Source organism: Roseovarius sp. CAU 1744 (assembly GCF_039839345.1).
In the GTDB taxonomy this organism is placed as follows: domain Bacteria; phylum Pseudomonadota; class Alphaproteobacteria; order Rhodobacterales; family Rhodobacteraceae; genus Roseovarius.
The window spans coordinates 212,516-234,766 of sequence record NZ_JBDOQV010000001.1; the positions used below are offsets into that span (position 1 = coordinate 212,516).

Consider the following 22,251-nt stretch of genomic DNA (forward strand, 5'->3'; position numbering starts at 1 on the left):
AATATGAAGAAATTCACCATAAGCGATGTGTTCCAGCCCACGGTGCTGCTGGCGCTGGCCCTGATGGCAATCATCGTGATGATGATCCTTCCGGTGCCGGCCTGGGTTCTTGATGTCGGCCTGGCTACGTCCTTTGCCTTGGCGATACTGATTTTCACCGTGACGCTGTTCATCGAGAAGCCGCTTGATTTCTCGGCCTTCCCGACGATTTTGCTGGCATCGCTGATGCTGCGCCTGTCGCTTAACGTCTCATCGACCAAACTCATAATCGGGCAGGGTCATACGGGGACGGATGCGGCCGGCGACGTCATTCAGGGCTTCGCCAATTTCGTCATGGGCGGGAGCGTCTTTCTGGGCCTGGTGGTATTCGGCGTGCTGATGATCGTGAATTTCATGGTCATTACCAAGGGCGCGGCACGCATGGCCGAAGTGGGCGCGCGGTTCGCACTTGACGGAATGCCTGGCAAACAGCTGGCCATCGACAGCGATATGTCCGCCGGGGCGATCAACCATCGGGAAGCCAAGGAACGGCGCGAGAGAGAGCAGCAGGAAACGACGTTCTTCGGATCCCTGGACGGCGCGTCGAAATTCGTCAAGGGAGACGCGATTGCAGGGCTGCTGATCACGTTGCTGAACCTTGTCATGGGGCTAATCATGGGGCTGGTCGTGCATGACATGCCGATCGGGCAGGCCTTTGAAACCTATACGATTTTGACCGTGGGTGACGGCCTGGTAACCCAGATACCGGCGGTTGTCATCTCGATCGCTTCAGCCCTGTTGCTGGCCCGTGGCGGCGCGCAGGGAGCGACCGACAAGGCGTTGATGAGCCAGCTGACGCGCCATCCTTCCGCCCTGGCCACCGTTGCGGTTCTGATGGTGCTTTTTGCGCTGGTGCCGGGCCTGCCCTTTATCCCCTTCATGATCGGGGGCATCGCCCTTGGTGTCACGTCGCTCATGATGTTCAGGGCCCAGAAGCAGCTTGCCGCCAGCGAAGATACCTCCGAGCAGCCTCTGGACCTTGCTGCCGACAAATCGCTTGGGGACATACTTGAGCTTGACGACATCCACGTGGAATTCGCCCCGGATCTGGTCAACATGGTGCTGGATCCCGGAATCGGGCTGGATGCGCGAATTTCGAACATGCGCACACATGTCGCGACCTTCTACGGGTTGATCCTGCCTGAAATTCGCCTGACGGATGACCCGGGCCTGCCCTCAGGCACCTACCTGATCCGCGTCCAAGGTGTGGAGCAGGCAAGAGCCATCCTGCGCACCGACCAGATACTGGCGCTGGACCCGGATAGTAACGATACCCTGCCTGCCGGCGAAAACGTGACGGAACCCGTCTATGGTGCGCCGGCGCGCTGGATTACCGAGGATGCCAGGGAAGATGCGGCCCTGAACGGCACGACCCTCGTGGCGCCGGCCGAGGTCCTGGCGACGCATCTGCTCGAGGTGATCAAGAAGAACCTCAGCAGACTGCTGACGATGAAGGCGATGCGCCGGTTGCTGGATGAGATGGTCAACCTCTCGGATCGGGCCAGGTCCGAGGCCAATCGCAAGCTGCTGGACGAGATGATCCCGGACCGCGTACCGTCGGATCTGCTGCATTCTGTCCTGCGGCTGCTGTTGGCCGAACAGGTCTCGATCAGGAACCTTCCCCTTATTCTCGAGGCCACCGCCGAAGGGCGCCAACTGCATACGCAGATCGAAGCGATCTGCGAACATGTCCGTCAGCGGCTGGGTTTTCAGCTGGTGGCTGCGTTGCAGCGCCCGGACGGAAGCCTGCCCCTCATCCAACTGGCCCCGGAATGGGAAGACACGTTCACCACCTACCAGATTGACAATGATCGCGGCCGGATGGACGTGGCGCTGCCGCCGGAGATATTCAATACGCTGACAGCCTCTGTTTCTGAGCAGGTCAGCCTGGCCGGCGAGCAGGGAATTTTCCCGGCCATCGTCACCTCAACGCTGCGCCGGCGTTTCCTGCGGACGGTGTTGTCGGCACGCGATATCTCGAACCCGGTACTGTCATTCGAAGAAATCGGGCTTGATACCAAGCCGTCCCTGGTCGGCGTCGCCGCGGCATGAATGCAATCGCCGATATCCTGCAACTGTCGCAGGACATATTGTGGCTGAATTTCATCGTGTTCCTGCGGGTCGGACCGGTGATGTCACTGTTTCCGGGTTTCGGTGAGCAATCGGTCCCGGCGCGGATCAAGTTGATCGCCGCGCTGATGTTCACGCTTGTGGTCTCGCCCGCCGTTTCGCCGCAACTGACCGACGCCGTTCGGAACCCACCCCCGCTGGCCTGGCTCATACTCAGCGAAACGGCGATTGGCCTGATGATCGGGATCGGAATCAGGCTGTTTCTGCTGGCCTTGCAGACGGCGGGTTCCATCGCGGCCCAGGCCACCTCGCTCGCGCAGATCCTGGGCAGTGCCGGCGTGACACCCTTGCCCGCAATCGGTCACCTGCTGGTTGTCGGCGGTCTGGCGTTGGCAATGATGCTGGGGCTGCATGTCCGGGTCGCGGAAATGGTGGTGCTGACCTATGATCTTTTCCCGGTGGCGCAGCTGCCCGATGCCAGCGCGGTGACAAGCTGGGGGGTCCGGCAGGTTGCCGCATCCTTTGCACTGGCCTTCACCCTGGCCGCGCCCTTCGTGATCGTGTCGGTGCTCTACAACCTCACCCTGGGCATAATCAACAGGGCCATGCCGCAATTGATGGTGGTCTTCGTAGGCGCCCCCGTGATCACCGCTGGAGGTCTTGGGCTGTTGCTGCTGATGGCGCCAACCATGCTGACGATCTGGGTGGAGGCGATCGAAGCCTTCGTAATCAATCCGTTCGGGGGCAATTGATGGCCGGGCAGGACGACGACACCGAAAAAACCCACGATCCGACGCCGCACAAGTTAAACGAGGCGCGCAAAAAGGGTGAAATAGCGCGATCCGCCGATCTGACCACGGCCGCGGCATATGGTGGCTTCGTCCTTGCCGCTGTCGCGATCGGTGGATCGTCCGTCAAGCAGATCAGCAATTCGCTGATGGTGTTGATCAATCAGTCGCCGGACCTGGCGGACCTGATTTTCAACGGACATGCTGCAACCGCCATCGGCGGCCTGCTCGGGACGATTGCCCTGGCCATGCTTGGCTGGTTTCTGATTCCCGCGGGCGCCTCGATTCTTTCGGTGGTCGCGCAGCGCGGTTTCGTTTTTGCGCCCAGTAAGATCTCACCCAAGGCATCGCGTATCAATCCGATCCAGAATGCCAAGAACAAATACGGCCCGTCCGGCCTTTTTGAATTTGCCAAGAGTTTTGCAAAACTCCTGTTCTATTCCGTTCTGCTGGGCGTCTTCCTGACTTATCGCATGTCGGAAATGGCGGGGGCGATCCACGGCGACCCCAAGATCGTGGGTGCTCTGATGACCCGGGTGATCGTCGATTTCATGTTCGTCGTGCTGATGATCGCGCTTGGCATCGGAGCAATCGATTACCTTTGGCAGCATCACGACCACCTGCGCAAGAACCGCATGTCGCACAAGGAAATTAGGGATGAACACAAGCAACAGGAAGGCGATCCTCACCTGAAGCAGGAGCGCAGGCAGCGCGGTGCCCAGATCGCCTCGGAACAGATGATGGCGGATGTGCCTGAGGCCGATGTCATCATCGTAAACCCCACGCATTACGCCGTGGCTCTCAGATGGAGCAGGGCACCGGGTTCTGCACCTGTCTGTGTCGCCAAGGGGGTCGATCATGTCGCGCAGGCCATCCGGGAATGCGCCATGGAACACGGGGTGCCCATCCGCCGCGATCCGCCGACCGCCCGCGCAATTCACGCCGGCACGCAGATCGGGCAAGAAATCGATCCCGCCCAGTACCGCAGCGTTGCTGCGGCGATCAGATTTGCCGAGACGATGCGGCGCAAGGCTAGGAGCTTCGGGTAATGGATGACGCGTTGAATGACCTGGCGGAGTTGACCGATGCGCTCTATCGGGCGGAGCTTCAGAAAATGGCCGCGCTGTCGGCGAAAGAGGCTGATCTCAGGCACAAACTGGCCGAGCTCGATGCCCTCCGAAGCACGAACCGATCTCTGCCGCCAGGTCAATTGACCGTGGTGCGTCAGATTGGGGCCGATGTGTTGTGGCAGGGCTGGGTCAGCCGTACGCGCGAAACGTTGAACTTGGAGTTGGCGCAGATTCTCGCGCAAAAGGAATACATGAAATCGGAGCTGCAGCGTGCCTACGGCAAACAGATGGCCGCGGCAGCGATGCGGGACAAGGCGCGAAACAAGGCCAGCCAGGACCGCGCGAAACGGTTCTGGCAGGCCCAGGATGATCTTCAGGTTTTGAAATCCAGCCGCGATTGACGCCCTTTGGCCGGCGCCGGACTAGACGTCCTGGCGCGCGATGTCGGTAATCAATATCCCGGTGACGTTCTTCCCCGCAATCGACTGCGCCACCTCTGTCAGGGCATTGCGCAAGGTGTTCAGGTTCTTCGCATTGGTGAACTCGCCTTTGAAACCGCCGATATTGGCGTGATCGAAAAGAACCTGCAGAAAGGCATCCCGCAGCTTGGGCTCGCGCGAATAGACGACCTCGCCCTGACCCGCCATGACTTCAACGCTCAGGTTCATCACGACCATCGCCCGGATAATCTCATCGGTGACGATCGGGACCATGAACTGATTGTTGAGTTTCACGTATTCCAGGGTCTTGGTGTCCTTTTTCTCCTCCTTCTCGGCGTGGCTTTCTTCGGCGGCGGCGACCTGATGATGGACATCACCACAAGGGTTCTCCATCGTCATTTCCGACCCTTCGGGTTTCAGCGCCAGCCCGGCACCGATCCCCCCGCCGACGCCGATCAGCGCCAGAATTACCGGCAGTAGTTTCCCGATCATTTCACCCTCCTAGAATGGCAGAATCATATCCAGAACCTGTTGCCCGATGCGCGGCTGCTGCACATCGGTGATCTGCCCGCGCCCGCCATAGGAAATGCGTGCCGCAGCGATCTTGTCGTAGGTGATCTGGTTCTGACGCGATATATCTTCGGGCCGGACATAGCCGCTGACCAGCAGTTCCCGAAGTTCGAAATTCACGCGAACTTCCTGAGTCCCCTGGATGGCAAGCACGCCGTTGGGCAGTACTTCCATCACGGTCGCGGCAACGCGCAGGGTCAGTTCTTCCTTTCGGCTGACCGACCCGTCGCCGCCCGAACGGGCTGACGAGTTGAGCGAGACAGCGTCATCCAGTGACGCCCCATCAGGCAGCTTCCTGTTGAGCCGTTGCGGCAGACCGTAAAGATGCGGAATGCTCAGCGATTCTGCCCCGCTGCGCGAGCGTTCGGTGGAATTTGAAATCGCGGCTTCTTCGTCGATCTCGATCACGACGGTCAGAATATCACCGCGTTTCAGCGCCCGGCGATCGCCAAGCAGCGATTGCCGTCCACCGCTCCACAGCGAGGCCTGGTCGATCCGGCGTTTGGGTTCGGCAGTGAGCGGCAGGCCCGGGTTGAGCATGGCGGTGTGCTCGGTGGAGTTTCTGGTCGGGGTGAAACTGGGCGGTTTGCCGACATGATCCAGACGGCTGCAGCCGGCTACGCCGAGTGCCAAACAGAGACAAAGACTGATTTTACGATCAAACATGACATTTCCTATTCTGAAACCATGATCCGGCCGTCAGGCATGACTTTGCCGGATACCGTTGTGCGCGATGACAGGTTCATCACCCGGACCACATCGCCGGCACCCGCCCGCGACAAAGAACGCCCCTCGGTCGATATCCTGAGACCGTTGCGCTGAAAGATGATCGGCACGATCTGGTTCCGTTCGACCAGGGCAGGCGGGCCGGTATCCGCAAGGGCAATCGGCCGCCCGGCGTAAAGCGAGACGCGCGCCTCGCTGCCGATCAACTGCGTTGGATGGCTTGCCACTCCGGCAATGTCGCCATCCTTGGTGACTAGGTCGCCCGCGGTAATGACCGTTCCCGGTCGGATCGTCCGCGCGGCCAATACCGTATCGGCGGCGGCCTGATTGGCCAGCAGAAGACTCGCAAGGATCAGGCCGCACCTCATCAGCGCACCTGCGTCGTCGCGCCCAGCATCTGATCGGATGCCGAAATCACCTTGGCGTTCAGCTCATAACCCCGCTGTGCCTCGATCAGTTCGGTGATTTCACGCACCGGATCAACAGAGCTGTCTTCCAGATATCCCTGCCGCAACGTGCCAAGGCCGTCCTGGCCCGGGGTCGAGACATTCGCCGGCCCCGACGCTTCGGTCTGGGTAAAGAGGTTGCCGCCGATCGCCTCCAGCCCCTTGGGGTTGGTAAAGGTCGCCAGGGTGATTTCGCCGATCGATTGGGCGTCCGGAGAGTCATTGAAATAGGCGAAGACCTCGCCGGCCGGGCTGATCGAGATGCTGCGCGCGTCGTCCGGAATGACAATTTCCGGCGTCAGCGGAAACCCGTCGGAGGTCACGATCTGACCCTCGGCCGACCGCTTCAACGCGCCGTCGCGGGTATAGGCCGACAGGCCCGACGGCAACGTGACCTCGAGGTAGCCGGTGCCGTCAATGGCCACGTCAAGATCACCATTGGTGGCCGCAAGCGACCCTTGCTCCAGATTGACCGATACCGCCGCCGGGCGGACGCCAAGCCCCAGCTGAACGCCGGTCGGCAGGACGGTGCCATCGGCTGAATTGACCGTCCCGGCGCGGGCCACCTGTTGGTAGTGCAGATCCGAGAACTCGGCACGCCGGGCGTTGTAGCCGGTCGTCGACATGTTGGCGAGGTTGTTCGAGATGGTTTCGACCCGCATCTGCTGTGCGGCCATACCTGTTGCGGCAATCTTCAGGGCGCGCATGGGCACCTCCTTGGTTTAGCGGTTGAAGGTATCAAGGGCGGAAAGGATGCGCTTGTTTTCCGCATCCAGGAAACTCTGGCCCATTTCGTAGGCACGCTGGACTTCGATCATGCGGGCGATCTGGCCGACCGGATCCACATTCGCGCCTTCCAGAAAACCTTGCAAGATGCGGCCATCCTCGACGGGCAGGATTTCTCCTTCGGTGCGGAACATCACGCCATCCTCGCGGATCAGATCGATCCGATCGGCAGGTTGCACCAGCCCGATCTGCGCCAATGGTCTGCCGCCATCGCTGATCGTGCCATCCGGCGAAATCCCCAGGGCGATGGCATCGGGCGGCACAAACACCGGTGCCCCGCCGGCATCCAGCACCCGGAAACCGTCATTGGTGACCAGATCGCCCTCGGCCGAGAGGGCAAAGTTTCCGGCGCGGGTCAGCCGTTGACCCGCCGGGGTTTCGATCAGGAAAAATCCGTCTCCTTCGATCGCCATGTCCAGCGCACCGCCGGTCTTGGTCAAGGCACCCTGCATCATCGACGTGTTGCGCGCCTGGGCTGCCGCCATCGAAATCGAGGGGCCTTCCCCGGCATTCTGCACATACTCGGCAAAAATCAGGCCTTCCTGACGATAGCCGGTGGTGGCGCTGTTGGCGATGTTGTTGGCAATCACCTGCATCTCGCGCATCAGGCCGGACTGCCGGGTCAGTGTGGTGTAGCCCGTCGTTTCCATATCTCTTAACCTCCGATGATCAGCGGGATCAGCCTGTCCTGGAAGAAGGCCACCAGGGTTTGTGTCATGAATGCCATCGACAGCCAGAAAACGACCACGATCGCCGCCAGCTTGGGCACGAAAGTCAGCGTCAGTTCCTGGATAGAGGTCAGCGCCTGGAATAGGCCCACCGTCACCCCCGCCAGCAACGCGACCGTCAGGATTGGAAGCGAAATCATCACCGCAACCCACAGCCCTTGGCGCAGGGTGTCGAAAAAGACGACTTCATCAAGCATTGGATCAGACCGGCATCCGCAGGATTTCCTGATAGGCCTCGACGACCTTGTCGCGTACTGTCACTGCCGTTTCCACTGCCAGCTCGGTCTGCGCCAGCGCCTGAACAAGCGCGTGCGGATCGGCCTCGCCGGTCATCGCCGCCTTGGCAATCTGCTCGCTTTCCTGGAGCGTGGTGGCAAAATCCTTGGCAAGGCCCTTGAAGGCCTCACCGGCCCCGCCCTGACCGGCATTCGGCTCGGTCGCTGGGCGGGAGGCTGCATATTTCTGTACAGCGTTCAGAGCTTTGATATCCATTCTGGATCTCCTTTATCGACGTAACAGTTCCATCAGGCTGGACGACATCTGCCGTGCCTGATCGAACATCTTGAGGTTCGCCTCATAGCTGCGCTGCGCTTCGCGCGCGTCAGCGATTTCGATGACAAGGTTTACATTCGACCCGTCATAATGACCGCTCTCGTCGGCCATTGGATGGCTCGGGTCATAGACCTTTGCCAATTCCGTGCGGTCCAGATGGACGCGGCTGGTCTCCACCCGGCCAACTGAATCGCGATTCCCGAATTCGGTTTCAAACGTGACGCTCTTGCGCCGGTACCCCGGGGTATCGGTATTGGCGATGTTTTCCGACACATGGCGCAGGCGCTGCGCCTGGGCTTTGAGCCCGCTGGCGGATACTGAAAGGGATTTTGCGAAATCGCTCATGTTGCGGTCCTCCTACCGGCGTCCAATTGCCGACCGGAGTACGGTCAGGGATGATTTGTAGATCGCCAGCGCGCGGTCATGCTGACGCTTGACCTCTACGGCGGTCATCATCTCGGATTCGAGCGACACCGAATTTCCGTTGGGGTCAGCTTCGGCATCGCGCCGTTCGCTGATTTCGATATCAAACGGTGCAGTGGTCCGGTTCAGATGTCCGGGGCGCGTTGCACGCGGGGCAAATCCCGCATCACCCGATTCGACAATGTCCTTGAAGGGGCGCACATCACGCGCCGCATAGCCGGGCGTGTCGGCATTGGCCATGTTCTGGGCCACCACCGATTGGCGCGCCCCGGCATGGGTGGCCATGGCATGGGCCATGCGAAAGATTTCCAGTTTTTCAAACATCGGGGCTTCTCCCTCGATTGGCTTCAACCAAGGCTTAACGATGATTCCTTTAAAAATTGTTTTCAGAATGTTTTTGGAGAGTTCGATGCGCAATTCAGACCTTTCCTGCCTGCAGGCAGAGATCGCAACCTTGCAAGCGGTACGTGTGTTGGGGCGTGTGCGCGCGGTGCAGGGCAACACGCTGCGCATAACCGGTTTCGGGTCGGCAGCGCGATTGGGAGACCGAATCAGGGTAACGCGGCGCGGCGGCGGATGGCTTTCGGGCGAGGTTCTGCAAATCGATGAAGACAGCGTGCTGATGTTGGCGGACGAGTCTCCGGCGGGGGTGTCAATGGGGGATCGCGCGACGCTGCTTCAGGCCAGCAACATCGCCCCGGCAGACAGTTGGATCGGGCGAATCGTTGATCCGTTCGGCCAGCCGCTTGATGACCGCCCGCTGTTGAGAGGCCCGGTTGCGCGGCCGTTGCTGGCCGAGCCGCCGGCAGCAACCCAACGCAAGACACTTGGCGAACGGCTGGAAACCGGGATGGCCGCGTTCAACACGCTGCTGCCGATCGTGCGGGGTCAACGGGTGGGTCTGTTCGCCGGGTCGGGGGTCGGTAAATCCAGCCTGCTCGCGCATCTGGGGCGCCATATGGAAGCCGACATCGTGGTCTTCGCCCTGATCGGCGAACGGGGGCGCGAGCTGCGGGATTTCGTCGAAAACGTTCTGGGGCCCGAGGGGATGAAGCGGTCGATCGTCGTTGCGGCGACCTCGGACAGATCTCCGCTGGTCCGCCGCCGCTGCGCCTGGGCAGCGATGAGCGTTGCCGAACATTTCCGCGACCAGGGCCGACATGTCCTCTTCCTGGCCGATTCGATCACCCGGTTCGCCGAGGCGCATCGCGAGGTGGCGACCGCCGCCGGCGAGATGCCGGCGCTTCGCGGGTTTCCGGCCTCGACCGCGCATACCATCATGTCGCTTTGCGAACGCGCCGGCCCCGGTGCGGATGGCACCGGCGATATCACCGCATTGCTGAGCGTTCTGGTCGCGGGTTCGGATATGGAAGAACCCATTGCCGATATCCTGCGCGGTGTGCTGGACGGGCATGTGGTGCTGGACCGGCAGATCGCGGAACGCGGCCGCTATCCCGCGATCGACCTGCTGCGATCGGTGTCGCGCAGCTTGCCCGCCGCGGCCAGCGATGCCGAAAACGAGCTGATCCTGCGTGTCCGGCGCTTGCTGGGCATCTACTCCCGGTCTGAGACGATGATCAAGGCGGGCCTTTACTCGGATGGGACGGATCCCGAACTGGACCAGGCATTGCGCGTCTGGGCCGATCTGGATGCATTCTTGGCAGAAAAGGAAAACGCCACGGCCCAGAACAGTTTTGACCGGCTATCGATCATCTTGCGCCGTGCGGGTCAAACGGTTCCCACCGGTGCAGCGTCGCGACCTGCTCGACCGATGACGTCACAGAATCCGCCGACGGGAAATTCCGCAACCACCGGCAAACCGCATCCGATTTCGCGCAAATGACGTGAAGCGCGGAAAAGTTATGGTTACCGCGTTCTGGTGGCGCAGCAGCGTTGGTATCTGCCAATGGAACATCATGCTGCCAAAAGCAGAACCGACATACACATATACAGAAAATCCTGGCAGAGAAATACGAGGGGATGGATACAGAATTGCCGGCTGTCGCGCCTACGGGAAGGGGACCAATCGGCGCGGTCAACACCGGAATTTAGACTGTTCCGAAGTTACTTGGCGCCGATTGTAGAAGTGTCAGCGCGATTGCATTGCTGGACTGTACCTGGAACGAGGCGATCTGATCGCGCAGCAGGAATTGCCGGATAAAATCTTCTTTCACCTCATCATCGTTCAGCACGCTCAACGTGTCGATGCCCAGCTTGTCGCTGGCCAGTTCCTTGAATTCCTCCAACTGACGGTCGATGTCCAGCTGGGCAAAACTGGATGGCAACCCCAACGCGGTTTCAAAGACTTTCCGCAGCGGCGGGATTCCCATGATCGTAAACCACTTTGCGTCTTCGGATACGTCGGTTTGCAGGATTTCGGACAGTTCGCGCCGCGCATTCATGGCCAGGCGCAGACTTTCATCCTGCTCGCCAACGGCCACTTCGAACTCCAGGCTGCGATACCGGTCCGCGATTTCGCGCCCAAATCCCGCAAGTGCTGTTCTTGGCAGGCCCGGCTCGGCAAAGCCAAACGCGTCTGACAGCTTCGTGTATCTTTCATCCGCCAATCGGTTTGCAAGGGCACCCGGTTCGCTGGTCCCGTCTTCGAGAACACGTTTGATGAGCGCCCGGCTGTTCAGGTCGTCGCCAAGCCCAAAGGCACCAAGCGCAACCTGCAACAGCCGCCGGTCCGAAACCAGATCCTCGGCGCTGCGCACATTGCCGATATTCTGTTCAAAGTAATCGGTGTCCCGAACGATTGCCGGCGACTGATTGAACAGCTCCGTCTGACGGTCCATGGTCTTGTTGAGCAAGACCCAACCGGGCAGACCGCCAACCGGGACGAGCGGTTGAAAGTTCACGACGGCCACTTCGCCATCAGGCGTTCCTCGCGCGGCAGCAGCGCCCGCAATGCCTTCAGGCATTGATAGTGCTGTTGCTCCAGCAGCGCTCTGGTTGCCTCGGCCAGCCGTGTACGGCTGTCGGGATCGGTCAGAACCTGGCTGAGCTCCTCGATGCTTCGCAACAGCTTCAGGCGCGATTCTTCCGGATCCGCATCACCGGACAGAACCAACTGCGCCGCGTAACAGACGCGGCGCACCGGCGTCGTCGCCTCCTCGGGGTGGATCGCGTCCCGTAGACGCAGGATGTTCGCGTTTGGTGTCATGATCGACAGACGCGACCGACGATCGCCGTTTTCGATCACGGCCCCGTTGATCAATACGCGTTCCTTGGGGCTCAGTTTCAGGACAAGACCCGTCATTATTTCACCCTTTCATTGCGTAACCCGCGCATCACGGCGGTGTTGATTTCCACCAGTGCATCAGCGGTGGCATCGCGGGAAAGAACTTTGCTGCTGTGCTGTCGTGTGAACTCGGACAGATACACGATGCGCGCGCGCAGTTCTTTTGGGAGAGTATTGGCATTGTCGGCGGCATCTATCGCCAGCAGCGTCCAAAGCCGTTTGTTATCTTGCAGTGCCCCGACCAGTTCCTTGAAACCTTCGGTTCCCAGTTTCGATGCCGTTTTCAGGCGATGCGTGATCTGGGCAAAGGCGTTGTATTCCGTGTCCCGACCTGTACGAATTGGTTGTGCGTCATTGCGGTACGCATTCTGCGCCTTGGTGATCGCGTTCATTTCATGTCCTTCCAGGAAATTTTTTCACTGTCGCGGGTGTCAGGGGCGCCGCGAAGGCGCCCCTGAAATCAGTTTTATCCGCGGAACAGCTGCAGGATCGCCTGCGGCGCCTGGTTGGCGATGGACAGCGACTGCGTCGCCAGCTGCTGCTGCACCTGAAGCGATTGCAGACGTGCCGAGGCCTCTTCCATGTCGGCGTCGACCAATGCACCGATACCGGATTTCATGGCGTCGGTCAGCTTGGACACGAAGTTGCTCTGATCTTCGATCCGGGCGGCAGAAGCACCAAGCGCGGCAGCGCCATCAATCGCAGTCTGCAGGAAGGTCTCGATCTCACCCAGGGCCGTTGCGGCATCCGACGCGTCGGTAATCGCGGTGAGGTTGTTGACCAGGTCGACATTGGCTTCGAAGTCGACGGTGGCGACCGAAATCGACGTTGCCGTCGGTGCGGCGGTACCCACACGGTCAAGCGAAGACAGAACCGACAGGCTGGTGGCACCGTTGCCATCGACATCCGATGCCAGCAGGTTTGCGCCGTTGAACTGCGCTGCGCCAACGATCGATGCGACCTGGGCGGCTTTCTCGGCAATCTCGTTCTGGATCTTGCCGTGATCAACGTTTTCGCTGTTCGCCGAAACGATAAGAGCCTTGATGTCCTGGAGAACATCAACCGTCTGCTCGGCCGCGGCCGATGCAACGGCAACGGTCGATTGGCCCAGTGCCAGGCTTTCGGAGATGGCTTTGAAGCCGCGCGAATCCGATTCCATCACTTTCGAGATGGCGAAGATGGCCGATCCGTCCTTGGCGCTTGCGATCGCCTTGCCGGTCGAGATCATGTCCTGGGTTTTCGCCAGGTTCGAGTTGACCGATTTCAGGGTTTGCAGCGCAACCATCGCGCTGTTGTTTGTCAGAATGCTGGACATAGCATTTTCCTTTAGCTTCGGCGCTTTTGCGCCAGTTTCACACTCCGCCCCCACTGGGAAGCGGCCTCGCTGTCTTTCTGACATCTGCAGCTGAGGCGTTTGCCTGCCGCGCCACCCGTTTTCGGATGCCCGTGCAGAATGAAGCCCGAAGTGCTAATGTAGTGCTAAATCGCGCCGGCTAACTAGCTGGCATTTGAGACAAATCCGTTCAGGCCCGTTTTTCGACACGGCGTTCGACATCGCCCTGGATCGTGCGTTTCCGGCCACTTTCATCATATGTCTCAAGAGAACGGCGGATTCGTCGAAACGCGGCCATGCGCGCCGCCACCTTGCGAATGCCGTGCAATGCACCGTCCAACAACGCCTGATTTCGTTCAACTTTTACCTGCAATTCCTGCAACCCGGTTTTTTCCTCCGGGATATTTTCATTGAGATCGTCGATCAGCGCCTCTTTCTCTTCCAGCAGGGCGGGAATCTTGTCGAGATCACCCTGCAACAGCGCCTGCCGCTCAAGCTCGAGAAGGCTGTCGAGACGGTTGATGATTTCTTGCGACTTGTCAGTTGTCATCTCTTTTCTCCACCATTGATTCGTAGAATGCTTCGGCCAGCCCGATGCCGCCCTTCTTGACCATTTGCTCGGCCATCGCCATCCGCTGGAACGATGCGAACTGATCTTCGCCCGCGCTGCCGCTGAAGGAATTATCCTGCTCGCCGAACCCGGCCGATTTCAGCATTTCCGCCAGAAACGTTGCTTCGAGCTTTTCTGCGGCCTGGCGGGCGGATAGTTCCCGCGTGATGGCGGCCTGGTTCTGTTGCCTCGGTTGAACTGGTAAAAATTCCGTCACGGTATTACCTCGAATTGGATGAACTCTGATCCATTCAAACCGAATTCGGTAAAGAAGCAGTAACCGTGTTCTGCAATGGTTCTGCTCACGTGGAAGAAATCCCGGAGAGCAGATTCATGTATTCCCAGATCGGTCAGGTAACGCCCGGCCAGACATCAAACCAGATACTTGCCACCGCCGGCAAAGACACTGGCAGCCGTGATTCCAGCAACGCGCGCGACCAGGAGACATTCCAATCCGTACTTGCCGGCGGCGATCGATCCGCAAGACCGGATCGTCCACATCCCCGGAAGGCGCAGGAAGCCGATTCCGAGGCACGGCGTGCAGACAGCGCCGCGGAGGCCGAGGCCGAATCGGCGGTTCCGCCCGGCGACGAGGTGACGGACAGCGACGAAGACGCGGCGCTCGCGTTCCTTTCCCCGGATGCAGACGAAATCGTTTTCAAGAAAGGACGTCCCAACCCGGCCCCAACGCCGGATGAGATCGCTCAGCTGGCCGCGCGCGCGGCCAAAGCCATCGACGCCGCAGAGGCAGCCGAAAAGGCCAGTACGTCGCCCGATGCCGAGGATACGCCCGGCACCCGTCAGGCCAAGGACGTACCCGCCTGGTTCGCCACGGCGCGAGGTGCAGGGCAAGTCGCCGGCGCCCCGGCTGGGTCTGCAGCCGCGACTCATGCGGCGGCTGACCGCGTGGCAGGTGAAGAGCAGGCCGCCAAGATCGCTGGTCGGGTGCTGCCGCACGACATGGCGCAAGCGGGTAAGTCGACAGCGGTTGCGCAGGCTTTGGACGTTGCGGCCGACGAGCGCGCGCAAAGGCGCGAAAGCACCCCGGGTATGATCGTCAGCTCCGCTGTCCACCGCGCCAGTCAGAACGCCGTTGGCGCGGATGGTGGGACTGCAGCCACCTCGGGAGATCAGCAAGCGACCGATCCGACCGACGACTCAAGACATGCGCCCGAACGGCGTGTTGATGCCGAAAACCCTACGCCGGCCTTTGCAACACGGCGCAATCCGGTCGTTTCAAACCCGGGCCAAGCCACGGTCATGCAACTGCGGTCCGTAACAGGCCCGAACATGCAGGAAACCCCCGGAGAGAAAAGCGGTATCCGCTGGCTGACCGAGGTCGGATTTACCTCGGAGCTGGCCGCGCAGGACATGCCGGCCACGTCACGCGCGCATCAAACCGCCTTGCTGCAGCAACCTGAATTGCCGCGCAACATTGCCGTTCAGATTGCCCAGGCGATGCGCCATGGCGGCACTGAAAAGCCCATGGAACTGGTGCTGAGCCCGGCCGAACTGGGCCGGGTGCGGATTTCGATGCAGGCCCTTGATGGCGCAATGACGGTACATGTGGTGGCGGAACGCCCTGAAACGCTCGATCTGATGCGCCGCCACATCGACCTGCTGGCGCAAGAGTTTCACGATATCGGATTTGGAACGGCCGAGTTTGCCTTTGGCCAAAACCAGGCCGAAGGTGATGGCCATTCCGAGGGCCAGACCGGCACCACGGGCCTGATGGCCGAGGATTTGATCGGCGCCGCCGATGACACCGAAACGTCCGCGGCGCTCTCAACGCTGACAATTCAATCAGACCGTGTCGATATTCGACTCTAGAAAGAAGGTATTCCCATGGAAGTTTCCTCGACCACTCAAGCCGCGGCCCAGTCGGGTCAGGCAACCGCCGCAACGCAACCGCCCCGCAATGCGATCAGTTCGGATTTCGAGACATTCATCAAGATGCTGACGACGCAGATGGAGAATCAGGATCCGCTGAACCCGATCGAATCAGCAGATTTCGCCGTGCAGCTGGCGACGTTTTCAACCGTCGAGCAGCAGGTGAAGACCAATGATCTTCTGACCTCGCTGGCAGATCGGATTGGCGGGCTGGGCGTGGCACAGCTGTCAGGCTGGGTCGGCATGACGGCACGGGCACAGATGCCGGTTTCCTTTGACGGCGCGCCTGTCAGCCTGACGGTCGAGGCATCCGCCGAAGCCGATAACGCCGAACTGGTCGTGCGCAACCAGGCGGGCGAGGTTGTTTCGCGCCAGGTTGTCCCCGGCGAAAGCGGCACGATGGAATGGGCAGGCCTGGATGACACAGGCGCCCCGCTGCCCGCCGGAACCTACGCGATTTCACTGGAATCCTACCGCGGTGACGAATTGCTGGGGTCGAAGGACGTGATCGTGCATGACCGGATCGTCGAGGCGCGCAACGACGGTGGCCAGACCATTCTGGTCATGGCGGGCGGTCAGGAGATTGCCGCGTCCGAGGTTCTGGGGCTGCGCGAAACCGATAGCTGACGGCGCGCGACGTCTCTTGCCCCGGAAGGCAGGGTAGCGTAGCGTCCCGCGACCCTGCTCCACCAACCGGGCTGAGCCATACCGTGCCGCAAACCTCAACAGAAATGCTCCGCCAGATGCTGGTGCCGTCGCTCCGCGCACGCGGCCTGCAAGGCGCCGACGCCAGTTGGAGCTTTCTCGAGGGCGGGCGCACCAATTGGCTCTGGCGTGTCTCGCGGCCCGGGGGCGACATCGTCGTCAAGCTCTACAGTGGCGAAACCAGCAACCCGCTGTTTCCAAACGACCCGCGGAGCGAGGTAAAGGTTCTGACGCATCTCGAAGGTCACGGCATCGCGCCGCAGCTGCTGGAGAGTTTTCAGACCGATGCGGGCGCATGTCTGATCTATGCGCATCTGTCCGGCACGGCAGGGACCGCGGATTGCGCCAAGGTCGCATCGCTGCTGCACAGGCTGCACCGGATCGCGCCACCGCCCGGTCTGCGAAAGGTGCCGGATGGCAGTGCCGCCCTTCGGCAGCAGACCTTGGCCATTCTTGCGGCCTGCGCCGATGAACACGCAGCATCGCTGCGCATTCTGGAACCGGCAGATAACGTCGCCCCCTGCGGTGTTTCGTGCCTGCTGCATGCCGATCCGGTGCCCGCCAACATGATCGACCAAGGTGGCGAGTTGAAACTTATCGACTGGCAATGCCCCGCGATTGGCGATCCGTGCGAGGATATCGCGATATTCCTGTCGCCAGCGATGCAGATCACTTACGGGGCCAGGGCGCTGACGGCGGCCGAGCGCGCGGACTTTCTCGACGGTTATCATGACCACAGGACGATCCGGCGCTACCGGCAACTCGAGCCCTGGTATCATTGGCGCATGGCCGCCTATTGCCTGTGGAACGAGGCCCGGGGCGACAAGCTGGCCCGACGTGCTTACGCGGCCGAGACCGAGGCCCTGCGTGCGGCCCAGTCAGAGCAGATTTAGCCCCAGCACGGCGCCGCCGCCGACCGCAACGCCAAGTAGACCCCACAGCAACCGCCCGGGCCATTTCGAAGCCGCGGGCGTACCCTTTGGCATGGAGTGGCGGATCAGCGCGTTTTCAACGATCACCGGCAGCCGCGGCCCGTAGCGGGAGAGGACGTTCAGCGTTCGGCCCAGGTCGCGCAGCGCGGCGGCGGGCCCGATATTTTCCTTGATGTAGTTTTCCACGACCGGCTTGGCGACGGTCCAGATGTTGATATCGGGGTTCAGGCTACGGGCCACGCCTTCGACCACGACCATGGTGCGCTGCAGCAGGATCAGCTCGGTTCGGGTTTCCATGCCGAAACGCTCTGTCACCTCAAAAAGATAGCTCAGCAGGCTGCCCATCGAGATCTTGCTGGCATCCATCCCGAAGATCGGCTCTCCGACCGCGCGCAGCGCCCGGGCGAATTCATCCACGTCGCGGTCGGCCGGCACATAGCCCGCCTCGAAATGCACTTCGGCCACGCGGCGATAGTCGCGCTTGATGAAGCCATAGAGGATCTCGGCATAGACCCGCCGGGTATATTCGTCGATATGGCCCATGATGCCGAAATCATAGGCGACGATGTTGCCGTTGGTGGCGACCTTAAGGTTGCCCTGGTGCATGTCGGCGTGGAAAAAGCCGTCCCGAAGGGCGTGGGAGAGAAAGAGCTGTAACACGCGCTCGCCCAGCTGAACGCGATTGTGACCCGCCGCATCCAGTGCCGCGTTATCGCCCAGCGGCACGCCATCGGCCCAATCCATCGTCATGACGCGGCGGCCCGACAGGTGCCATTGCACATTCGGAAGGGCAAAGCCCTCGTCATCGCCGGTATTGGCCGCGAATTCCGAGGCCGAGGCGGATTCCAGCCTCAGGTCCAACTCTCCCATGACCACGCCTTCGAAATGCGCGATCACATCTGTCGGGCGCAACCGGCGTGAGGAGGGCGACAGCAATTCGACTATCCGCGCGGCAAAATAGAACGCGTCAATATCCTTGCGAAATGCCTTTTCGATACCGGGCCGCAGAACCTTGACCGCCACTTCGTCCCCCGTGGCCCGCATCCGGGCACGATGGACCTGGGCAATCGACGCCGCGGCGACCGGTTCGCTGAATTCGTCGAACAGGTCGTCCACGGACCGGCCCAATTCGGACGCGACGCTTTGCTTGGCCAGTTTCGTTGGAAAAGGCGGCAGCTTGTCCTGCAGGACGCGCAGCTGCGTGGCCAGCTCCTCGCCCACCAGGTCGGGCCGGGTGCTGAGGATTTGTCCGAACTTGATATAGGCCGGGCCAAGCGCGGTCAGGGCACGGGTGGCCGGCGGCATGGATTTGTCACCCTTGTAGCCCAGCCACTGGAACGGCCATGCCAGGAACCGCATCGTGCCGCGCACCTGCGGCGGCGCGTCCATTGCCGCCATGATCAGCCCCATCGCGCCGGTCCGTTCCAGCGTGGCGCCGGTACGCACCAGCCGCAGAAGGTTGTGCGGGCCGCGCATTCAGATTTTCCAGCCCGAATGCAGACAGGCGATGCCCATCGTCAGGTTGCGGTATTTGGCGTTCTCAAACCCGGCATCGCGCACCATTTGCAGGAATGTTTCCTGATCGGGAAACTGCCGGATCGATTCGACAAGGTATTGATAGCTGTCGCGGTCACCGGCAATCGCCTGCCCCATGCGCGGGATGATCTTGAACGAATAAAGGTCATATACCTTCTGCATCAGGTCATTGGGAATCTGGCTGAATTCCAACACCATCAGCCGCCCGCCGGGGCGCAGCACGCGGTAGGCCTCGGCCAGTGCTTCGGCAGGGCGGGTCACGTTCCGGATGCCGAAACTGATCGTGTAGACATCGAAAGTGTTGTCCTCGAAAGGAAGCGCCATCGCGTCGCCCACAACCCAGTCGAGGCTTGTGCCCAGCTGTTCGGCCTCGGCGCGCTTGCGCCCTTCAATCAGCATCGGCTCGGTCAGGTCCAGCACCGTGGCATTGCCGCTGCCCGCGCGTTTGAGGAACCGGAACGAGATATCGCCGGTGCCCCCTGCCACATCCAGCAGCCGCTGGCCGGGCCGCGGCGCCAGCCAGTCCATCATCGCATCTTTCCAGAGCCGGTGAATTCCAAGGCTCATCGCGTCGTTCATGACGTCATATTTCGACGCGACCGAGCCGAACACCCCCTGCACCCGGCCGGCCTTTTCAGCCTCGGGCACGGTCTCAAAGCCGAAATGCGTGGTTTTCTCGGTCATGGGTCTTGCCGTTCCTTCTATGCGCCCTTCTTATAAGGCGCCGACGCGCGGGACAATGCGCGGTTTTGAAACAAAGGAAAGGCCTAAATGCCTGAATTGCCAGAGGTTGAGACGGTTCGCCGCGGCCTGGCCCCCGCGATGGAGGGCGCCCGGATTGCCCGTGCCGACGTGAATCGGCCCGATCTGCGCTGGCCGTTTCCGCCGCGCATGGCTGACCGGCTGGCCGGTCAGCGTGTCCTGCGCCTGCGACGGCGCTCGAAATACATCCTGGCCGATCTGGAGAGTGACGAAACCCTGCTCATTCACCTGGGCATGTCGGGGCGGATGCTGATTTCCGGTGATCCGCTGGGGCAGTTCCTGCATGACCATCCCGCGCCGGAAAAGCATGACCATGTGGTACTGCACATGGCCAATGGCGCGCGCATTACCTTCAATGATCCGCGCCGTTTCGGTGCGATGGACCTGATACAGACAGCCGTTGCCGAACAGCATCCGCTGCTGGCAAAACTCGGCCCCGAGCCGCTTGGAAATGCTTTTCACGAGGCCTATCTGAAGGGTGCGCTCAGCGGCAGGAGAGCCCCGATCAAGGCGGCACTTCTGGATCAGCGAATCGTCGCGGGATTGGGCAATATCTACGTCTGTGAGGCGCTCTATCGCGCGCGAATTTCGCCCAAGCGTCACGCCGGAAGGATTTCCCCGGCCCGTATCGGGGCGCTTGTTCCCGTCATCCGCGACGTCATCGCGGAAGCGATCGAAGCGGGCGGATCGTCATTGCGCGATTTCCGTCAGACCGACGGAGAACTCGGTTATTTTCAACACCGTTTCGATGTCTACGACCGTGAGGGCCAACCGTGCCGGCGCCCCGACTGCCCCGCCGTCGTGCGCCGCATCGTACAATCGGGCCGGTCCACTTTCTATTGCTGCTCATGCCAAAGATAGGTTGAACCCGCCCGCCACGGTGATAAGAAATCAATCCTGACTGAAACAAGCGAAAGCAGATTTCATGGCCTTTGAGACGATCATCGTCGAACTGGAAGACCACGTCGCCCTCATCAAACTCAACCGCCCCGATGCGATGAATGCATTGAATGACCAGCTTCTCAAAGAGCTGGTAGTGGCGCTGAACGAGGCGCAGGAAAACGAAAAAGTGCGCTGCATTGTCATCACCGGCTCGGAAAAGGCGTTTGCCGCCGGGGCGGATATCAAGATGATGAGCGAGAAAACCTTTGTCGAAGTATTCGGAGACGACCTGTTCGGTTCTTTCGCGGATGACTTCATGCGCATCCGCAAGCCGGTGATAGCCGCGGTTTCGGGTTATGCCCTGGGTGGTGGCTGCGAGCTTGCGATGATGTGTGATTTCATCATCTGCTCGGACACCGCGAAATTCGGCCAGCCCGAGATCAACCTGGGCGTCATGGCGGGACTGGGCGGCAGCCAGCGACTGACGCGGTTCATCGGTAAATCCAAGGCGATGGACATGAACCTGACCGGTCGCTTCATGGACGCGGAAGAGGCCGAGCGTTCAGGGCTGGTCAGCCGCGTCGTGCCTGCCAAGAAGCTCCGCGAAGAAGCCATGTCAGCCGCCCAGAAGATCGCCGAGAAATCGATGATCACGGCGATGGCCGTCAAGGAAGCGGTGAACCGGTCCTACGAGATGACCCTGCGCGAGGGCCTGCTTTTCGAGCGCCGCGTCTTCCATTCGCTCTTTGCGACCGAGGACCAGAAGGAAGGCATGGCCGCCTTCACCGAGAAGCGCGAGGCGCAGTTCCGCGACAAGTAGCGCGGTCGCGCCAACGGGGTGACGGGGGCTACGGCCCCCGGCCCGGGTCCTACAGCTGTTCCATCACCTCGTCGCTGGCCTCGAAATTGGCGGTGACGCGCTGCACATCATCGTCATCTTCCAGCGCGTCGATCAGCTTCATCAGCTTCTGCATCCCGTCAAGGTCCAGTTCGGTCGTGGTGGTGGGTTTCCAGACCAGGTTTGTCTCTTCGCTTTCGCCCAGTTCAGCCTCAAGCGCGGTGCTGACCTCGTTCAGGTCCGTGTCGGCGCACCAGATGATGTGGCCGTCCTCCGAGGATTCCACATCCTCGGCACCGGCCTCGATCGCGGCCATCATTACCGTGTCGGCATCGCCCGCCTCGGCGGTATAGGTCACCTCGCCCTTGCGTTCGAACATGAAGCCCACGCTGCCGGTCTCACCCAGGTTTCCGCCGTTCTTGGTAAAGGTCGAGCGCACGTTGCTGGCGGTCCGGTTCAGGTTGTCGGTCATCGCCTCAACGATCACCGCCACGCCGCCCGGGCCGTAGCCTTCGTAGCGGATTTCCTTGTAATCCTCGCTGTCACCGGCCTGCGATTTCTTGATCGCACGGTCGATGTTGTCATTGGGCATGGATTGCGCCTTGGCGCTCTTGACTGCCAGTCGCAGGCGCGGGTTCTTGTCCGGGTCCGGGTCGCCCATCTTGGCGGCGACGGTGATCTCTTTGGAGAGTTTCGAGAACAGCTTGGAGCGCGCGGCGTCCTGGCGCCCCTTGCGGTGTTGGATATTTGCCCATTTTGAGTGGCCGGCCATTGAGGTGCCTCCGATCAGAAACCTTGGTTTTCGTCTCTATACGGCAGGGGCAGGTCCGCTCGCAAGCCGGTTGCTTTCACGCGCGGGATGCGGTTGGTTGACACAGCGG

At 61.0% G+C, this 22,251-nt stretch carries 28 protein-coding genes; 10 read left to right on the forward strand and 18 right to left on the reverse strand.

Translation table 11 applies throughout. The annotated features are described in order from the left end of the window. Positions 1–3: 3 nt before the first annotated feature. The 4 genes from flhA to AAFO92_RS01055 are packed head-to-tail and all read left to right on the forward strand — an operon-like array spanning position 4 to position 4,368. Positions 4–2,091, forward strand: coding sequence for a flagellar biosynthesis protein FlhA (gene flhA / locus AAFO92_RS01040; RefSeq protein ID WP_347532594.1), 2,088 nt, complete (start codon positions 4–6; stop codon positions 2,089–2,091). Then, the gene (locus AAFO92_RS01045; RefSeq protein ID WP_347532595.1) at positions 2,088–2,861 is read left to right on the forward strand and encodes a flagellar biosynthetic protein FliR; all 774 of its coding nucleotides are present in this window, start codon (positions 2,088–2,090) and stop codon (positions 2,859–2,861) included. Before flhA ends, AAFO92_RS01045 begins: the two co-directional genes overlap by 4 nt. Then, positions 2,861–3,946, forward strand: coding sequence for a flagellar type III secretion system protein FlhB (locus AAFO92_RS01050; RefSeq protein ID WP_347532597.1), 1,086 nt, complete (start codon positions 2,861–2,863; stop codon positions 3,944–3,946). Before AAFO92_RS01045 ends, AAFO92_RS01050 begins: the two co-directional genes overlap by 1 nt. A gap of 29 nt (positions 3,947–3,975) precedes the next feature. Beyond that, positions 3,976–4,368, forward strand: a complete 393-nt coding sequence (locus AAFO92_RS01055; RefSeq protein WP_347532598.1) for a hypothetical protein — start codon at positions 3,976–3,978, stop codon at positions 4,366–4,368. A 21-nt stretch (positions 4,369–4,389) separates the two neighbouring features. Here the strand turns inward: AAFO92_RS01055 and AAFO92_RS01060 are convergent, their stop codons facing one another. The 9 genes from AAFO92_RS01060 to AAFO92_RS01100 are packed head-to-tail and all read right to left on the reverse strand — an operon-like array spanning position 4,390 to position 8,962. Next, on the reverse strand, positions 4,390–4,899 hold the full coding sequence (locus AAFO92_RS01060) for a flagellar basal body-associated FliL family protein (RefSeq protein ID WP_347532599.1): 510 nt from the start codon (positions 4,897–4,899) through the stop codon (positions 4,390–4,392). 9 nt (positions 4,900–4,908) lie between these two features. Next, a complete protein-coding gene (flgH, locus tag AAFO92_RS01065) occupies positions 4,909–5,643 on the reverse strand; it encodes a flagellar basal body L-ring protein FlgH (RefSeq protein WP_347532600.1) in 735 nt (244 codons plus the stop codon). A gap of 8 nt (positions 5,644–5,651) precedes the next feature. Next, entirely contained in the window at positions 5,652–6,071 is a 420-nt protein-coding gene (gene flgA / locus AAFO92_RS01070) for a flagellar basal body P-ring formation chaperone FlgA (RefSeq protein ID WP_347532601.1), read from the reverse strand. Further along, a complete protein-coding gene (gene flgG, locus AAFO92_RS01075) occupies positions 6,071–6,856 on the reverse strand; it encodes a flagellar basal-body rod protein FlgG (RefSeq protein ID WP_347532603.1) in 786 nt (261 codons plus the stop codon). Before flgG ends, flgA begins: the two co-directional genes overlap by 1 nt. A 15-nt stretch (positions 6,857–6,871) precedes the next feature. Then, complete coding sequence (locus AAFO92_RS01080; protein WP_347532605.1) at positions 6,872–7,585, reverse strand: flagellar hook-basal body complex protein; 714 nt, start codon at positions 7,583–7,585, stop codon at positions 6,872–6,874. A gap of 5 nt (positions 7,586–7,590) precedes the next feature. Then, positions 7,591–7,860, reverse strand: a complete 270-nt coding sequence (locus AAFO92_RS01085; protein ID WP_347532606.1) for a flagellar biosynthetic protein FliQ — start codon at positions 7,858–7,860, stop codon at positions 7,591–7,593. A gap of 4 nt (positions 7,861–7,864) precedes the next feature. Beyond that, on the reverse strand, positions 7,865–8,155 hold the full coding sequence (fliE, locus tag AAFO92_RS01090; protein WP_347532608.1) for a flagellar hook-basal body complex protein FliE: 291 nt from the start codon (positions 8,153–8,155) through the stop codon (positions 7,865–7,867). A 12-nt stretch (positions 8,156–8,167) separates the two neighbouring features. Further along, complete coding sequence (gene flgC / locus AAFO92_RS01095) at positions 8,168–8,560, reverse strand: flagellar basal body rod protein FlgC (RefSeq protein ID WP_347532609.1); 393 nt, start codon at positions 8,558–8,560, stop codon at positions 8,168–8,170. Between the two features lie 12 nt (positions 8,561–8,572). Continuing rightward, positions 8,573–8,962, reverse strand: coding sequence for a FlgB family protein (locus AAFO92_RS01100; RefSeq protein ID WP_347532610.1), 390 nt, complete (start codon positions 8,960–8,962; stop codon positions 8,573–8,575). 85 nt (positions 8,963–9,047) lie between these two features. On the opposite strand from AAFO92_RS01100, the gene AAFO92_RS01105 reads away from it, so the two are divergent. After that, complete coding sequence (locus AAFO92_RS01105) at positions 9,048–10,481, forward strand: FliI/YscN family ATPase (RefSeq protein ID WP_347532611.1); 1,434 nt, start codon at positions 9,048–9,050, stop codon at positions 10,479–10,481. A gap of 205 nt (positions 10,482–10,686) precedes the next feature. Here AAFO92_RS01105 and AAFO92_RS01110 read toward each other — a convergent pair whose 3' ends face one another. From AAFO92_RS01110 to AAFO92_RS01135, 6 genes are all read right to left on the reverse strand, one after another. Continuing rightward, a complete protein-coding gene (locus tag AAFO92_RS01110; protein ID WP_347532613.1) occupies positions 10,687–11,499 on the reverse strand; it encodes a DUF1217 domain-containing protein in 813 nt (270 codons plus the stop codon). Then, complete coding sequence (gene flbT / locus AAFO92_RS01115; protein ID WP_347532615.1) at positions 11,496–11,900, reverse strand: flagellar biosynthesis repressor FlbT; 405 nt, start codon at positions 11,898–11,900, stop codon at positions 11,496–11,498. The genes AAFO92_RS01110 and flbT overlap by 4 nt, the downstream gene beginning before the upstream one ends. Continuing rightward, entirely contained in the window at positions 11,900–12,274 is a 375-nt protein-coding gene (gene flaF, locus AAFO92_RS01120) for a flagellar biosynthesis regulator FlaF (protein WP_347532617.1), read from the reverse strand. Before flaF ends, flbT begins: the two co-directional genes overlap by 1 nt. 74 nt (positions 12,275–12,348) lie before the next feature. After that, complete coding sequence (locus AAFO92_RS01125; protein ID WP_347532619.1) at positions 12,349–13,197, reverse strand: flagellin; 849 nt, start codon at positions 13,195–13,197, stop codon at positions 12,349–12,351. A 208-nt stretch (positions 13,198–13,405) separates the two neighbouring features. Next, positions 13,406–13,765 carry a flagellar protein FlgN gene (locus tag AAFO92_RS01130; protein ID WP_347532620.1) on the reverse strand — a complete coding sequence of 120 codons (360 nt, stop codon included), beginning with the start codon at positions 13,763–13,765 and terminating at the stop codon, positions 13,406–13,408. After that, positions 13,755–14,042: a rod-binding protein gene (locus AAFO92_RS01135; protein ID WP_347532622.1), complete on the reverse strand. Its 288-nt coding sequence runs from the start codon at positions 14,040–14,042 to the stop codon at positions 13,755–13,757. Before AAFO92_RS01135 ends, AAFO92_RS01130 begins: the two co-directional genes overlap by 11 nt. Positions 14,043–14,158: 116 nt before the next feature. On the opposite strand from AAFO92_RS01135, the gene AAFO92_RS01140 reads away from it, so the two are divergent. The 3 genes from AAFO92_RS01140 (at position 14,159) to AAFO92_RS01150 (ending at position 17,313) form a co-directional block, all read left to right on the forward strand. Continuing rightward, the gene (locus tag AAFO92_RS01140; RefSeq protein WP_347532624.1) at positions 14,159–15,655 is read left to right on the forward strand and encodes a flagellar hook-length control protein FliK; all 1,497 of its coding nucleotides are present in this window, start codon (positions 14,159–14,161) and stop codon (positions 15,653–15,655) included. A 15-nt stretch (positions 15,656–15,670) separates the two neighbouring features. After that, a complete protein-coding gene (locus AAFO92_RS01145) occupies positions 15,671–16,342 on the forward strand; it encodes a flagellar hook capping FlgD N-terminal domain-containing protein (protein WP_347532625.1) in 672 nt (223 codons plus the stop codon). Positions 16,343–16,446: 104 nt separating this feature from the next. Continuing rightward, on the forward strand, positions 16,447–17,313 hold the full coding sequence (locus AAFO92_RS01150) for a phosphotransferase (RefSeq protein ID WP_347532626.1): 867 nt from the start codon (positions 16,447–16,449) through the stop codon (positions 17,311–17,313). On the opposite strand, the gene ubiB is transcribed toward AAFO92_RS01150, so the two are convergent. Both ubiB and ubiE read right to left on the reverse strand, forming a co-directional pair. Beyond that, on the reverse strand, positions 17,299–18,828 hold the full coding sequence (gene ubiB / locus AAFO92_RS01155) for a 2-polyprenylphenol 6-hydroxylase (RefSeq protein WP_347532627.1): 1,530 nt from the start codon (positions 18,826–18,828) through the stop codon (positions 17,299–17,301). The two genes, AAFO92_RS01150 and ubiB, sit on opposite strands and share 15 nt — an antisense overlap. Then, positions 18,829–19,572, reverse strand: coding sequence for a bifunctional demethylmenaquinone methyltransferase/2-methoxy-6-polyprenyl-1,4-benzoquinol methylase UbiE (gene ubiE, locus AAFO92_RS01160; protein WP_347532629.1), 744 nt, complete (start codon positions 19,570–19,572; stop codon positions 18,829–18,831). Between the two features lie 87 nt (positions 19,573–19,659). On the opposite strand from ubiE, the gene mutM reads away from it, so the two are divergent. Both mutM and AAFO92_RS01170 read left to right on the forward strand, forming a co-directional pair. Next, positions 19,660–20,511, forward strand: a complete 852-nt coding sequence (mutM, locus tag AAFO92_RS01165) for a bifunctional DNA-formamidopyrimidine glycosylase/DNA-(apurinic or apyrimidinic site) lyase (RefSeq protein ID WP_347532630.1) — start codon at positions 19,660–19,662, stop codon at positions 20,509–20,511. Positions 20,512–20,575: 64 nt separating this feature from the next. Beyond that, positions 20,576–21,352, forward strand: coding sequence for an enoyl-CoA hydratase (locus tag AAFO92_RS01170; RefSeq protein WP_347532631.1), 777 nt, complete (start codon positions 20,576–20,578; stop codon positions 21,350–21,352). 49 nt (positions 21,353–21,401) lie between these two features. On the opposite strand, the gene AAFO92_RS01175 is transcribed toward AAFO92_RS01170, so the two are convergent. Then, positions 21,402–22,142 carry a YebC/PmpR family DNA-binding transcriptional regulator gene (locus AAFO92_RS01175; protein WP_347532633.1) on the reverse strand — a complete coding sequence of 247 codons (741 nt, stop codon included), beginning with the start codon at positions 22,140–22,142 and terminating at the stop codon, positions 21,402–21,404. Positions 22,143–22,251: the final 109 nt, after the last annotated feature.